The 14,290-nt window shown below is 52.4% G+C and carries 13 protein-coding genes; 11 read left to right on the top strand and 2 right to left on the bottom strand.

The genetic code is table 11. The features are described 5' to 3' along the window. Positions 1-264 precede the first annotated feature (264 nt). The 8 genes from OXG10_00200 (at position 265) to phoU (ending at position 9,793) form a co-directional block, all read left to right on the top strand. Positions 265-894: a TetR/AcrR family transcriptional regulator gene (locus tag OXG10_00200; protein MCY3825794.1), complete on the top strand. Its 630-nt coding sequence runs from the start codon at positions 265-267 to the stop codon at positions 892-894. Positions 895-927: 33 nt separating this feature from the next. Next, positions 928-2,100 (top strand): aminotransferase class I/II-fold pyridoxal phosphate-dependent enzyme, encoded by a 1,173-nt coding sequence (locus tag OXG10_00195; protein MCY3825793.1) that lies wholly within the window; start codon positions 928-930, stop codon positions 2,098-2,100. 77 nt (positions 2,101-2,177) lie between these two features. Then, positions 2,178-3,014 (top strand): M48 family metallopeptidase, encoded by an 837-nt coding sequence (locus OXG10_00190; protein MCY3825792.1) that lies wholly within the window; start codon positions 2,178-2,180, stop codon positions 3,012-3,014. Between the two features lie 192 nt (positions 3,015-3,206). Further along, on the top strand, positions 3,207-4,169 hold the full coding sequence (locus OXG10_00185) for a PstS family phosphate ABC transporter substrate-binding protein (GenBank protein MCY3825791.1): 963 nt from the start codon (positions 3,207-3,209) through the stop codon (positions 4,167-4,169). A gap of 137 nt (positions 4,170-4,306) precedes the next feature. Beyond that, positions 4,307-6,601: an ABC transporter permease subunit gene (locus tag OXG10_00180; GenBank protein MCY3825790.1), complete on the top strand. Its 2,295-nt coding sequence runs from the start codon at positions 4,307-4,309 to the stop codon at positions 6,599-6,601. Next, positions 6,594-8,210: a phosphate ABC transporter permease PstA gene (gene pstA / locus OXG10_00175; GenBank protein ID MCY3825789.1), complete on the top strand. Its 1,617-nt coding sequence runs from the start codon at positions 6,594-6,596 to the stop codon at positions 8,208-8,210. Before OXG10_00180 ends, pstA begins: the two co-directional genes overlap by 8 nt. Before the next feature lie 32 nt (positions 8,211-8,242). Then, positions 8,243-9,103, top strand: coding sequence for a phosphate ABC transporter ATP-binding protein PstB (pstB, locus tag OXG10_00170; GenBank protein ID MCY3825788.1), 861 nt, complete (start codon positions 8,243-8,245; stop codon positions 9,101-9,103). 24 nt (positions 9,104-9,127) lie between these two features. Then, positions 9,128-9,793: a phosphate signaling complex protein PhoU gene (gene phoU / locus OXG10_00165; GenBank protein MCY3825787.1), complete on the top strand. Its 666-nt coding sequence runs from the start codon at positions 9,128-9,130 to the stop codon at positions 9,791-9,793. A gap of 9 nt (positions 9,794-9,802) precedes the next feature. Here the strand turns inward: phoU and OXG10_00160 are convergent, their stop codons facing one another. After that, on the bottom strand, positions 9,803-11,170 hold the full coding sequence (locus OXG10_00160) for an ATP-binding protein (protein ID MCY3825786.1): 1,368 nt from the start codon (positions 11,168-11,170) through the stop codon (positions 9,803-9,805). Next, the gene (locus OXG10_00155; GenBank protein ID MCY3825785.1) at positions 11,167-11,865 is read right to left on the bottom strand and encodes a response regulator transcription factor; all 699 of its coding nucleotides are present in this window, start codon (positions 11,863-11,865) and stop codon (positions 11,167-11,169) included. The genes OXG10_00160 and OXG10_00155 overlap by 4 nt, the downstream gene beginning before the upstream one ends. 166 nt (positions 11,866-12,031) lie before the next feature. Between OXG10_00155 and OXG10_00150 the strand changes: the two genes are divergently transcribed. From OXG10_00150 to OXG10_00140, 3 genes are all read left to right on the top strand, one after another. Then, positions 12,032-13,294 carry a porin gene (locus OXG10_00150; protein MCY3825784.1) on the top strand — a complete coding sequence of 421 codons (1,263 nt, stop codon included), beginning with the start codon at positions 12,032-12,034 and terminating at the stop codon, positions 13,292-13,294. A gap of 145 nt (positions 13,295-13,439) precedes the next feature. After that, on the top strand, positions 13,440-14,060 hold the full coding sequence (locus OXG10_00145; protein MCY3825783.1) for a phosphoribosylanthranilate isomerase: 621 nt from the start codon (positions 13,440-13,442) through the stop codon (positions 14,058-14,060). Beyond that, positions 14,047-14,290, top strand: a 244-nt coding sequence (locus OXG10_00140) for a tryptophan synthase subunit beta (GenBank protein ID MCY3825782.1), incomplete at its 3' end; no start/stop codon positions are given. The genes OXG10_00145 and OXG10_00140, both read left to right, overlap by 14 nt.

Raw genomic sequence — 14,290 nt, 5'->3', positions numbered from 1 at the left:
CGGCGTCATGCCTCGACACGTTCTCCGAGAGGGAAACCCCCGCCGCGAGAATCACCCCGAGCACGAAAATGACCAGCATTATCCTTCTCATATTGAAGATATATGGTAAGGAAATTTCCGCGAATTTAAAGATTTTGGTCTCCTCGGGGGATTTCATCTGCTGTGGGACGGCCGCACCCTGATTTCAACAAGCTTAAATTTCTTCTTGACAATTTTTTAAGGACTTGTTAATCTGACTGACGAGTCAGTCAGTGGGTGAGGAGTATGGTTCAGGCTAACAGCGTTCCCGAGAGAAGTACGCAGAGCACACAGACGTCCCGCAAGTTCAGGCGTCGCGATGAGATATTGAGAGCTGCGACCGACCTTTTCTCCGAGAAGGGCTACCACGAGGTCACCATGGAAGAGATAGCCGAGGAGATGGGCGTATCGAAGGGGACCCTCTACAACTACTTCTCTTCCAAGGAGAATCTCTACCTCGAAATCCTTAAGGGAAGCTTCGAAGCCATAGAGGCGCTTCTGCATGAGGAAGTGGAGAATTCGGACCCAGCCCCCCTGAAGCTCCGCAAGCTGCTTACGACCATATTCACTTTCTACAGACAGAACCTGAAGGTTCTTCGCATACTGAGCCGCGACGAGACGCATCTTCTTAAGGAACACTTTGAGCTTACCGAGAAGTGGAGAACGCGGCGGGTGAGGCTCTACGAAAAAATAATAGAAAAAGGCATAGACGAAGGAAGCTTCGTGAGGCAGAATCCGAGGCTTCGCGCCCTCATGCTCTACGGGGCCGTGGGTGCGGTAATGGTTCACCACGATTTCTCGATGGATGCGGGAGAGGTGGCCGACGCGGTTTTCTCGCAGCTTGCTTCCGGACTGCTGATAAACAAGGACTCTTAGCTTTTTGAAAAAAACTTAAGGAGGAGAGGAGTTATGTCATCATATGGATACAGTTCGCGCACCTCGCACTTTGTTCCACCCAAGCAGTGGGCGAGCATGAGGGTCGCTAGGGAACTTGAGAGGAAAACGGGGAAAAAGATCATTCACTTTGAAAAGGGTGATTATCAGGGACCCGATTTCGATACGCCGGAGCATGTTCTTGACGCTACGGAGCAGGCGCTTAGAGACGGTTACGTAAGGTACGACCCAGGGCCGGGACTTCCCGAGCTTCGGGAGGCCATAGCAGAGAAGATGGGTGAGCGTGGAAGACCCACGGAGCCCGACGAGGTCATAGTGACGGCGGGAGCGAAGCACTCCCTTACGATGAACCTTCTTACCTTTCTTGAGGACGGGGACGAGGTGATATTCCCGAACCCGGGATATCCCCCCGATGAGGTATGGGCCAAGTACGCAAACGCGGTGATAAAGCACACTCCGCTTACAAAGCCCGACTGGCAGTTCGACGTCGAGAAGCTGGAAGAACTCATCACCCCGAAAACGAAGCTCGTGATCATAAACACTCCCCAGAGGCCGAACGGCCACCTAGTGGAGAACCCCCAGGAGATAGCCGACATGCTTGAGCGCCATCCCCAGGTGATGATCATATCGGACGAGATATTCTCCCAGGTAACCTTCGGAAAGCCGCATCTCTCGATCTCATCGATAGAGAGCATACGCGACAGGGTGATCTGCATAGACACGTTCTCAAAGACATGGGCGATGACAGGGTGGAGAATAGGCTGGACAGTGGCTCCTAGGCCGGTTATCGAGAAGCTCTCGATATTCCTTCAGGACTCAATCACAAACGTGGCGGCGTTTATACAGAAGGCAGCGCACGCGGCTCTAACCGGGCCGCAGGACTGGGTGGAGAACAAGCTGGTTCTGCTTGAGCAGAAAAGGGACCGTATGGTCGCCGGGCTAAACAGCGTCGACGGCATAACCTGCGATACCCCCGACGGAGCGTTCTACGCCTTTGCCGACATCTCGGGAACGGGGCTTACCTCCCAGGAGTTCACCGACAGGCTGGTTGAGCGTGCGGCGGTCGCCGTGGTGGCCGGCACGGCATTCGGAAGCCAGGGGGAGGGCTACGTGAGGGTCACCTACGCGTGTTCTGACGACGATATAGACGAGGGAATGAAAAGGATGAGGGAAGCGGATCTTTCCTGATTCCATTAGCATAGAAAGTTAGGCTTTTTGCTTGACTCAGGGCCCGCAGGCTTAGGGGCCCTGAGAATTAACGGAAATTGAGGTCGATATTTAAAAGGAGAAGTCTTTTTCCGGCCGGAGTTCTGCTTTTTCTGCTCCTCCTCGTTGCGTGCGCCAGAGTTCCGATTACCAACAGGACGCAGTTTATACTGCTCCCCCAGGCCTTCGAAATGCAGCTTGGCGCAAGCGCGTACGTGAACCTGCTTGAGACCGAGAAGATCTCGCGTGATGCGCACTACAACGGGGTCGTGAGGAGAGTCGGACAGCGTATAGCCGCGGTTTCCCACACCCCCAACCTCAGGTGGCGATACACCGTTTTCGATAACGACAAGCTGGTGAACGCCTTTGCGCTTCCCGGGGGGAAAATCGGGGTTTACACCGGGATGATGCCCGTTGCCAAAACCGAGGCGGGGCTCGCTACCGTGATGGCCCACGAGGTTGCCCATGCGACGGCGCGCCACGGAGGGGAGAGGCTTACTCTCGGAATTCTGCTCGAAATGGGCTCCGCGGCGCTCGCGTCAGCCATGAAGAAAAAGGACAAAAAAACCACAAGCAGGGTTCTTGCAGCCTACGGGGTGGGGACAACGCTCGCGGTCGCTCTGCCGTTTTCAAGAAAGCAGGAATCAGAGGCCGACAGGATAGGCCTCATATACATGGCAAAGGCGGGCTATGATCCCCGCGAGGCCATCCCCTTCTGGGAGAGGATGGGGGCTGCGGGACGAGGCGCTCCGCCCGAGTTTCTCTCCACCCACCCCGGTTACAGGACTAGGATAAAAAACATCCGCAAGTGGATGCCCGAGGCGCTCGAATACTACGAGGCAAGCCAGAAGGCTCCCAACAGCCGCATCGTAATCGCCGAGGGAACCGGACGCTAGCACAGGAGAGAGGCTTTTTCTCCGAAGTTTTACCAGTTTTTTCCACATTCTTTTTTGTTCATCTTTTTTTAATTGCTTCTTAACACCCGCTTAACTTTTCCGGGTTTTAATTAATCCGACTTGCTTGGTTTGTTTTCCACCATCTTAAGAAGGATTCTCGTAATGAAGAATTTCAGTGTTACATCGTGTTTTATGCTTTTTGCGATCGTTTGCGTACTTGCCTTCGGCACTGTCGCAGTGGCCCAGACGGTCAAAGTCAACCCGGCCATACCTTCCTATACGAAGGCGACAGGTGTTTCGGGAAACATAGACAGCGTGGGTTCCGACACAATGAACAATCTTATGACGTTCTGGTGCGAGGGATTTTCAAAATTCTACCCCAACGTTAGATGCCAGATAGAGGGCAAGGGTTCAAGCACTGCCCCCCCGGCTCTCATAGCAGGGACTTCCCAGTTCGGACCCATGTCGAGAATGATGAAATCAAAAGAGATCGACGCCTTCGAAAAGGAAACCGGCTACAAACCGACTGCGGTTCCGACGTCAATTGACGCTCTTGCGGTTTACGTCAACAAGGATAACCCGATCGGGTGTCTTTCGATAAAGCAGGTAGACGCCATTTTCTCAAAGAACAGAAAGTGCGGCGGCGGTTCCGATATCTCCATCTGGGGGGCGGCAGGGCTCGGAGGGGATTGGGCCGGCAAGCCGATAAGCGTCTATGGGCGAAATTCGGCTTCGGGAACCTACGGTTACTTCAAAAAGAAGGCGCTTTGCAAGGGCGACTACAAGGACACTGTCAAGGAGCAGCCAGGATCCTCCGCTGTCGTGCAGGGAATTACCGAGGATCTTCAGGGAATCGGCTACAGTGGCATCGGATACAAAACTTCCGGAGTGAAGGCAATCGAGCTTGCCAAGACCGCCGAGAAAGGCTGTTTCGGACCCAGCTTCGAGAATGTTGTCGGCAAGAAGTATCCGCTTGGAAGGTATCTTTATCTTTACGTGAATAAAAAGCCGAACGAAGCGCTTGATCCGCTCCGCCTTGAGTTTTTGAAATACGTTCTGAGCCAGGAGGGACAGGAAATAGTAATAAAAGACGGCTATCTTCCCTTGACCGCCGGGAAAGTTTCCGAGTTAAGAGACCTTATAGGTGCGAACTAAGTACACTATTTACGGCTTCTTAGGCGGACGGATCCGCAAGTGTTTCAGATCCGCCTGCGTTTGGCCGTTTACCCCGGGGAGGTCGGACTTTAAGCCGTCTTTTTCGCACCTGATGTCCCGGGTGCAAGGTAATTTCATTGTCAAGCGATAGAACTGACGAGCTTGGAATCGAAGAAGGTTCCAAGCAAAAGCAGATACGGAGAAGAAAACTCTACGACAGGCTGGCAAGGCACGTGGTGTTTGTCGGCGGCGCGGGAATCATTTTCTGTATCATAGCGATACTTTTTTTCATAGGGATCGAGACCGTACCTCTGTGGAAAAGTCCCGGAAAAAAGCTTGAGAGCGTCTCGGAGATAAAAGATCGTTTTGTTTCCGGGACGGCTGCCGGGCAAGTGCGTATTTTCGACATAGGGGTGGATGAGTATAGGGAGCAGTTTTTCACGGTGGACTCCTTAGGGTCTGTACGCTTCTTCACTCTGGAAGAAGAACCCAAGCCTCTTAAGACCCACACCATTTCTCACAAGACAGCCGGCTATACCTCTTTTTATAATGCCATAAGCAATACTTCCTACGCGCTTGCCGACCGGGAAGGTTACGTAAAGCCTTTCGATGTAACCTTCAGGGTCGAGTTCCGTGAAGGGACAGAAAGAACCGTAGTATCAAAAGTGACGGAGGGAGAAGCCCTTCGCGTAACGCAAGAACCGATAGAAATTTTTGCCTATCAGAGTTCGCCCGAGACCGGGACTCCAGTAGTCGCAGCCTACACGGCCTCAGGGCGCCTCATAACCTACTCGGAAGTCGAGGAGGAAGGGTTTCTGGGAGAGGGTGAAACTGAAATCTTCACGACCGATCTTACCGCGGAGCTTAAAGGAGCCACGGTCACCGGAGTGCAGGTCGATTCCGAAACCCAGAACCTCTACGTCTCAACGAAGAACGGGAAACTTTATCACTGGTCGCTTTCAGACCCCTCTTCTCCGGAACTCAAATCCACGCTTGTGGCTACTGCGGGTCCCGGGGTGGCAGTTACTAAAATAGGGTTCCTTCTAGGTCACCGTTCCCTCATTGTCGGTGACTCCGCGGGAAACGTGAGTGTGTGGTTTGAGACTGCGGACGACGGCGAGGGAAGCAAGCTTGCTAAGATACATGTTCTGCCCCCGCTTCCAGGTGCGGTAAACAAGTTCTCCGCGTCGCAGAGGGGAAGGGGCTTTCTCGCTTCCGACACCTCGGGAAACATATTCCTTTACCAAGCCACTTCCGCCACGAAGCAGCTCGATTTTCCGGGCCGGGGAAAGCCTTACACGGGGCTTAGCTTTTCTCCCAAGGCGGACGGGGTGGTGGCCGTGGATTCCGACATGGCGCTTTCAAGCTACTATCTTGATAATCCGCACCCCGAGACGAATTTCCGCTCCCTTTTCGGAAAAATATGGTACGAGGGCTACGACAGACCCCGGTATGTGTGGCAGTCAACGGGGGGGACGGACGAGTTTGAACCTAAATTCAGCCTGACGCCGCTTGCCTACGGAACCCTGAAGGGCGCTATATACACGATGATACTTTCGATTCCACTTGCGATCCTGGCGGCAATATGCGTTTCACAGTTTCTTCATCCCTCCATAAGAAACGTGGTAAAGCCCGTGATAGAGGTAATGGCGGCACTTCCAAGCGTTGTGCTCGGATTTCTGGCGGGTCTCTGGCTTGCGCCGCTGCTTGAAAAGGCCTTTGTCGCGATCCTGGTGATGCCGTTTATTGTGATCGCGCTTACCCTTCTTGTGCTTTTCCTGTGGCACCGTTTTCCGGTCTCGCTTTCGGGGAGATTCCGGGTGGGAACCGAGCTTTTCACGCTCGTGGGAGTGATAGGGATTGCCGCTGCGCTTTCCCTGTGGCTTAACAGTCCGCTTGAGAGCCTCGTTTTCGCCGGGGACTTTAGGGACTGGTTTTTCAGAATGTTCGATCTTCGCTACGATCAGAGAAACATGCTGGTCGTGGGATTCGCGATGGGCTTTACGGTGATTCCCATCATATTCACAATCTCTGAAGATGCGCTCTCGAGTGTTCCAAGGACTCTTTCTGCGGGATCTCTGGCCCTCGGGGCCAACAGGTGGCAGACGGCTACAAGAATAGTTCTGCCCTCGGCGAGCGCCGGCATATTCTCGGCCATCATGATAGGTTTCGGAAGGGCCGTGGGAGAGACGATGATCGTGCTCATGGCCACGGGCAACACCCCGGTCATGGACTGGAGCTTTTTTAACGGCTTCCGGGCTCTTTCGGCCAACATCGCGGTCGAGCTTCCCGAAGCCCCGCACGGGGGAACCCTCTACAGGGTCCTTTTCCTGACGGCGGTCCTGCTGTTTGCGGTCACCTTTCTGCTTAACACTCTGGCGGAGATTCTAAGCCAGAGACTGAGGAGGAAATACGCTCAATCCGATGCCTAAACTCTGGAAAGCAGGCGACGCCTACATTTGGATATCGGGCCTTGCCCTCATGATCACGCTCGTGATGATAGGAGGACTTCTGTTTCTCATAGCCGCAAAGGGTCTGGGCTCTATGTGGCCGGCGGACATCGGGTGCTACACGCTTAGAGACAGCTCTGTCTACCTAGGGCAGTTTCGAGCCAAGGAGTCCGTGCGGGATAGCGACGGAGTAAGAGGTTCTGAGTCCCGGGTTAAGCTCAAGATGGGAAACAGGGACCTCTACGGTCTTGACTTCAAATGGATAAACGAGGCGGACATAGCGTCGCGCGACTATCCTCGCGACGCCGTGATTTTGGAACGGCACGAGTGGGGTAATTACCACGGCTACCTAAAGGAGATAAGGAAGAACGGGGTGGTGATCCCGGGCGGGGACCCTGAGGCTTTCTCCGTGCTTCGGGATCTCATACGCGACTCAAACGAAATACACGCCGAGATACTTAAGATAGAAAAGGGCGAGATAGGAGACATAAACTACGGGATTGAAAAACGGCGTCTTAAGCTCCGTGGCCTTGCGATGCGCGGCGAAGACGATCCTGTTAAGGAGGCCGAGCATCGCCTGAGAATAAAAGAATACGAAGAGCGCTACAAGGAAAGCGAGGCGAAACTCGAAGCGCTCTACTCGGAGCTTAACAGAAACGAGGCGGTGATGATCTCCGCCGGGGGAGACGAGAAGGTGATTCCGCTCGGAAAGATCGTGCTTGCCTTTCGTCCAAACGACATGGGATTTGCGGAAAAAGCCGGTTTTTACGTCAAGAGATTCTGGGGATTTGTCTCCGATGATCCGAGAGAGGCGAACACCGAGGGCGGAATCTTCCCCGCGATATTCGGTACGGTGCTCATGGTGTTTATCATGAGCATAGTGGTCATGCCTTTCGGAGTCATAGCGGCGCTTTATCTCCGGGAGTACGCCAGACAGGGAGTGATGGTGAGAATTGTTCGGATATGCGTTAACAACCTGGCCGGGGTCCCCTCGATAGTGTTCGGAGTTTTCGGAGTGGGATTCTTTCTCTACGGCGTAGGTGGCATAATTGACTCCGTGTTTTTCAAGGAGGCTCTCCCAAGCCCGACTTTCGGCACGGGAGGAATACTGTGGGCATCGCTTACCCTCGCTCTTCTCACTGTTCCGGTGGTAATAGTCGCGACCGAAGAGGGACTCGCTGCAGTTCCGAGAAACATAAGGGAGGGATCGCTTGCGCTCGGGGCAACGAAGTTCGAGACCACCTGGAAGGTGGTTATCCCGAGCGCGCTTCCGGCCATACTTACGGGCCTTATTCTGGCGGTCGCCCGGGCCACCGGAGAGGTGGCGCCGCTCATGATAACGGGGGTTGTGAAGCTTGCGCCTGATCTTCCCATAGACGGGAACTTCCCCTTCCTTCACCTCGAGAGAAAGTTCATGCATCTCGGGTTCCACATATACGATCTCGGCTTTCAGTCTCCAAACGCCGAGGCGGCAAAACCCATGGTGTTCATGACCGCGTTTCTGCTCATACTGATAGTAGTTGTGCTTAACATAGCGGCGATAATAATAAGAAACAGGCTAAGGAAAAAATACGCGACTTCCGCGGTGTAGTTTAATAGGGTATAAGTAGTGGAGGAAGATTAATGCTGTCTGGAAAACCGATGGAAAAACAGGAGTTCAAAACCCCGGATACAAACGGCGTTTCCCCGGCTCCCAAGGCCAAGAAACCGAAGAAGGCAAAGCCCGTTCCCGATCCCTTGGCCGAGGTCGAAAGCTTGAGCCTTTTTTACGGCGCGAAGCAGGCTCTTCGGGACATCAACATGAATGTCCCGAGAAAACAGGTCACGGCGTTTATAGGTCCTTCGGGCTGCGGTAAATCCACGCTGCTTCGCTGTTTTAACCGCTTAAACGATCTCATTGATGACTGCAGGACCGAAGGGGACATATCGATTAACGGCAAAAGCATATTCGATTCCGATGTCGACATCACCGATCTTAGAAAAAGAGTCGGTATGGTATTTCAGAAATCAAACCCGTTTCCCAAATCGATCTACGAGAACGTCGCCTACGGGGCCAGGATAGCGGGGATCAAGAAGAAATCTGTTCTTGACGATATCGTGGAGAAGAACCTCAAGCGCGCCGCCCTCTGGGAAGAGGTAAACGACAGGCTTAATGACAGCGCCATGGGTCTTTCGGGAGGTCAGCAGCAAAGACTCTGCATCGCGAGGGCAATAGCGGTTGAACCGGATGTGCTTTTGATGGATGAGCCCTGCTCCGCGCTTGATCCCATAGCTACGGCCAAGATAGAGGATCTTGTTACGGAACTTAAAAGCAAGTTTACCATAGTGATCGTGACCCACAATATGCAGCAGGCCGCCCGGGTCTCGGATTACACGGCCTTTATGTACATAGGAGACATAGTGGAGTTTGACACCACGGAGAAGATATTCCTTAACCCTGCCAAAAAACACACTGAAGACTACGTCTCGGGCAAGTTTGGCTAGGGATCTCCGAAGGAGCAATTACAGATGATAAAGTACCAAGGGGAACTCGTGCTTCTTAATAAGAAACTGCTTGAGATGGCATCCCTTGTCGAAACCATGATTGCCAAGAGCATAAAGGCCCTTCGCGAAGGCAACATGATTCTTGCTCAGGAGGTTATCAGCACGGACGACCAGGTAAACTCGATGGAGATCGAGATAGACAACCTTTGCATCAAGATACTGGCTCTTTACCAGCCGGAGGCCACAGATTTGCGGACCGTTACCATGATAATGAAGGTCAACAACGATCTTGAAAGGATAGGGGACCATGCCTCGAGTATCTCGAGAATGGCTCTTTTCATGGCCGACTACCCGCCTATAAAGCCGCTTATTGACATTCCCAAGATGGCCGACAAGGCGATGGAGATGCTCCGCGAGGCCTTGGACGCGTTTATAAGAAGTGATGAACGACTCGCCGTTGAGGTCTGTCGCAAAGACGACGAAGTCGATAACTACGAACCCCAGATAGTAAGGGAGCTTATAACCTTTGTGATATCGGATCCCTCAACGCTTAACCGGGCGCTTCGCTACATTTACGTTGCGAGGCATCTCGAAAGGGTGGCGGATCTTGCGACCAACATAGCCGAGAACGCCTACTACATAGCCACCGGAGAGATGCTTAAGCATCAGCACACTTCGGAGATGAACTGACCGCCGCGCTTACTTATCAGGTCGCGGAAGCTCGATGGTGAACGTGCTTCCCTCACCTTCCGCGCTTCTCACATCTATGGTTCCCCCGTGCTGTATGACTATGTGCTTCACTATGCTGAGTCCGAGTCCCGTTCCGCCTATGTCCCTCGAGCGGTTCTTATCCACTCTGTAGAACCTCTCGAATATTCTTTCTTGATGCTCCGGGGGGATTCCGATCCCGTTATCTTCAATCTCTATGCGCAAGGTGCCGTTTAGGGCCGAGGCGCGGACCGCAACAGAGCCGTTTTCCGGGGTGTACTTGGCCGAGTTCTCAACGAGATTAATGAGCATGCGTTCCACGAGGAACCTGTTTGCCCTGTAGGGAGGCAAGCCGTCCTCAATTTCAAGAGAGAGATTGACTCCTTTTTTCGAAAAAAGCGAGTCAAGAGAACCCACGGAGCGGAGGATCGTTTCCCTGATGTCAATCTCTTCGTCTGCTTTCCTTGAATCCTGAGGGTCGGCTTCCCCGCTTTCAAGTTCCGAGAGCACCAGAAGATCGGAAGCTATTGCTATAAGCCTGTCGGTGTTTTCCTCCATTATCTCGAGAAAATGCTTTTTCTCCTCATCCGTGTCATAGCTTCTGTCAAGAAGGGTTTCGATGTATCCCTTTATGGACGTAAGCGGGGTTCTGAGTTCATGGGAAACGTTCGCTACAAAATCGGCCTTTATCCTCTCAAGCTTCTTAAATTCCGTTATGTCAAAAATGACAACCACGATTTCCCTGTAGCGTGGACTTACGCGGACGCTTACGAGATACGATCTTTCCTGGGGGTAAAGTACGGAGATTTCTTGGGTGGCCGATTTTTTCTTCTGCTTCATGCGGGAGATAAGCCTCTGGAGATCGGGGTTTCGTATGGTTTCCATGTAAGGGTGGCCAATTGCCGCGTCGTCTATTGCGAACATTTCTTTCGCAGCGTCGTTTACGAGCAACAGATCCTCCTCTCTGGATATCACTATGACTCCTTCCTTCATGGACTCGATTATACTTTTAAGCTGGTTCCCCTCCCTCTCGGTTGACTGCATCTGAAGGGAGATTCTCTCCGAGAGTTCGCTTATGGAGATCGATACCCCCGTGTCGAAATCGCTTACCTTGCGGCCTGTTTTGCGGGCTTTCTTCTGCTTCTCCGGCAGAAGCTCAAGTGCCTTCGATATTCTTGAGAAGTCCTTCAGGATGTCTCTTTCGACTATCCACAACAGCACGAATCCGAATGCCGTAAACGCGGCTACGCACACTACGTAACCCAAAGCTCCGCGTCCGGGGGGAAGCAGCATGGCGAGCAGAGCCGCGGCGGCGGCCAGGCAGAGCAGGTAAAGGAAATGTTTTCTGAATATCTTCAAACCGTTTGGATCTCTTCTAGCTTGTAACCGATTCCTCTCACGGTCTTTATCATCTTGCCGGCGGAACCCAGTTTTTCTCTCAGGTTTTTTATGTGAACGTCTATCGTTCTGTCAAAAACCACCCGTTCGTCCCCCCAGAGGGTTTTTCTTTTAAGCAATTGATCACGGGTGAACACCTTTCCTTCCGCTTCTGCGAGGACCTCAAGTATTTTGAACTCCGTGGTGGTTAGGTCGATTTTCTGTGAATCGACCGAGACCTCGTAGCTTGGGGGGTTTATGCTAAGGGGGCCGATCCGAAGTGTTTCGTCCCCGGGATTTTTCATCGCGTATCTTCTCAAGATGCTTTTCACTCTGGCGACAAGTTCACGAATCCGGAAAGGCTTGACTATATAGTCATCAGCGCCGAGTTCGAGGCCCACGACGATATCGGCCTCGGTGGATTTCGCGGTGATCATGATTATGGGTATTGAGTGCGTTTGGGGTTTGCTTTTTAGGATCCTGCAGAGCTCAAGGCCGTCCATGCCGGGCAGCATGATGTCAAGCAGCACCAGATCGGGCGGAACGGAATTTATGTAGAGCAGAAAGTCCTTTCCGCTCTGAAAGGGCTTTACCCGGTATCCCTCGCGCTTTAGATGGTGAGTTATCAGGTTGAGTATGTCTTTTTCGTCATCTACCACTGCTATGAGCTTTTCCATATGCTTTCCCTGATAATTTACAGAATACGAAAGTGTACATCAATTGCGTGGCGCGGACTCTTAACGTAGAATTAACGGCTTATTTATTCTGAATTAACCATTTAAACATATCATTAGCCCAGAGCTGTTAAGAGCAGAACAATAACCACACCAAGGAGGATATGGGATGAGAGTTTTAGCCGTGTCTTTTTTGACGTTGCTTTCCTTTATGTCGCTTCCCGCCCAGGCCGACGGCGACCAGAGCATCAGGGAACAGATCGAGGAACTTAAGAAGCAGATAGAAAGGCTCGAGGAACAGAGCCAGCAGATGAACATGAAGATGTACGAGGGCAAGGACACCAAGGCTTGGTACAACAAGATAAAAATCAAGACCAAAAAAGGCACGGGTCTTACTTTCCAGACCGCGGACAGCAACTACAAGCTCAGGATGAGGCTCCGCAGCCAGTTCCTGGCTAACTACATAAACCCTGACGGAGAGGACAATGAAAGCCTCGGTTTCAGGGTAAGAAGACTCAGAGTGACTTGGGACGGTAACGCTTTTGCCCCGTGGATGAAATATAAGATTCAGTACGATTTCTCAGGAGGTGGAGAACTCAAGGATATGAAGCTTTCGTTTGCCAAGAACAGAGCTTTTGTTCCGGTCGCAGGTCAGTACAAGATTGCGTTCAACAGGGAGGCGCTCACATCCTCTTCCGCCCTTCCGCTCGTCGGCCGCTCTATCATAAATGACAACTTTCAGTATGACAGGGATATCGGTGTAGGCGTTTACGGTCTTCTCGGTGGCGGAATGCTCCGCTATGATCTCGGCGTTTTCCAGGGAGAAGGTGCGAACGTGAAAAATGACACGGGAGATACGGGAATGCTCTGGGCTGGTAGAATTCAGGCGGCCCTTCTCGGCGGAAAGGCGAAGAGCGTGAAAGAAAATTTCGCCAAGAGACCCACGATTACAATTGGAGCCGCTGTTGCGGGCGTAGACGTTGAGGAAGGTGGTGATTCCGGTAATAAGGCAATTAAGAATGCGGGACTCGAAGACGGCAGGATGACTTCAATCACCTTCGACGCGAACTACAGAGACCCGAGATTTAATCTTACCGGTGAGTATATCGGAAGATGGTTGAATCCCGACGATGCGGGTGTGGAAACAGGCTATGACTACGGTTTCAGGGTCCAGGGCGGTTTCTTCCTGATTCCGAAGAAAATCGAGGTTGCTTCCAGGTATGCCATGGTTGTTTATGATAATGATCCAAACGCGTTCAAAGCAGAAGAGCTTGACAACGTATGGACGTTCACCCAGGGACTTAGCTACTACCTAAGCGGCAATCACAAGTGGAAAATGCAGCTTGACTACACATTCCAGAGGGAAGAGGACCTCGATGGCGTAGAGTCTGATGAGTCGATGGTAAGAGCTCAGATTCAGGCCTATTTTTAGGACCCTGCGCTAAGGAACAATTTTTTTCTTTCCTTTTAATCTGTTAGACCAAAGCTCCTTGCGTCGGATGCGGCGCGAGGGGCTTTTTTATTCTCATTCGGATACGATTAATTAATTCTGCCTCATCGGTTAGGATTAACCGCAAATGACTAGAGTAAAGGTGTGCGGAATAACCAACTCGGAGGACGCGCTCTGCGCGGTGGGGCTGGGAGCTTCGGCTCTCGGTTTCGTTTTCTACGAAAAAAGCCCGAGATTCATCAGGCCCGAAGAGGCAGGAGAAATAATAAGACAGATTCCCCCATTTGTAACCAAGGTGGGGGTTTTTGTAAACGCCGAGGCGGATTACCTGCGGGGAGCAAAAGACATCGCGGGTTTTGATGTCTATCAGCTCCACGGGGATGAGACCCCGGAGTTCTGCACCGCGTTCGGAGAGAAGTACATAAAGGCGATAAGGGTTAAGAATACGGGAAGTCTTAGCGCAGTGGAACTCTACGATACGGACGCATTTCTTTTCGATGCCTACTCGCCGGATGCCTACGGAGGCACGGGAGAGAATTTTTCGTGGGACGTTCTTTCCCGCCGGAAACTTGAGGGTAAATTCGTTATACTTTCCGGAGGACTTAACTCGGGCAACGTGCGCGAGGCCATACAGGCGGTGAATCCCTACGCCGTCGACGTGAGTTCCGGGGTTGAAAGCTCCCCGGGCATAAAAGATCATCTTAAGCTTAAGCGGTTTATGGAGGCCGTGGGTTATGGGCAAGACTAACCGGAGATACAGCTATCCTGACACGGGAGGTCATTTCGGAGACTTCGGAGGTCGTTACGTCTCAGAAACCCTTATGCCCGCTCTGATCGAGCTTCAGAGGGCCTACGAAGAGGCCGCGGCTGACGAGACTTTTCACGAAGAGATCGATTACTACCTCAAGCAGTACGCGGGGAGGCCCACCCCGCTTTATTACGCCCGCGCGATGACGGAGAGTCTCGGCGGCGCCAAGA

The organism is Candidatus Dadabacteria bacterium (genome assembly GCA_026706695.1).
Taxonomy (GTDB): Bacteria; Desulfobacterota_D; UBA1144; order Nemesobacterales; family Nemesobacteraceae; genus Nemesobacter.
Note: the sequence above shows the minus strand (reverse complement) of the source record. Positions and strands in the feature narration are given on the sequence as shown.

Coding starts and splice junctions, on each gene's coding strand:
- OXG10_00200 (MCY3825794.1), top strand. CDS start 265: ATGGTTCAGGCTAACAGCGTTCCCGAGAGAAGTACGCAGAGCACACAG.
- OXG10_00195 (MCY3825793.1), top strand. CDS start 928: ATGTCATCATATGGATACAGTTCGCGCACCTCGCACTTTGTTCCACCC.
- OXG10_00185 (MCY3825791.1), top strand. CDS start 3,207: ATGCTTTTTGCGATCGTTTGCGTACTTGCCTTCGGCACTGTCGCAGTG.
- pstA (MCY3825789.1), top strand. CDS start 6,594: ATGCCTAAACTCTGGAAAGCAGGCGACGCCTACATTTGGATATCGGGC.
- pstB (MCY3825788.1), top strand. CDS start 8,243: ATGCTGTCTGGAAAACCGATGGAAAAACAGGAGTTCAAAACCCCGGAT.
- phoU (MCY3825787.1), top strand. CDS start 9,128: ATGATAAAGTACCAAGGGGAACTCGTGCTTCTTAATAAGAAACTGCTT.
- OXG10_00155 (MCY3825785.1), bottom strand. CDS start 11,865: ATGGAAAAGCTCATAGCAGTGGTAGATGACGAAAAAGACATACTCAAC.
- OXG10_00150 (MCY3825784.1), top strand. CDS start 12,032: ATGAGAGTTTTAGCCGTGTCTTTTTTGACGTTGCTTTCCTTTATGTCG.
- OXG10_00145 (MCY3825783.1), top strand. CDS start 13,440: ATGACTAGAGTAAAGGTGTGCGGAATAACCAACTCGGAGGACGCGCTC.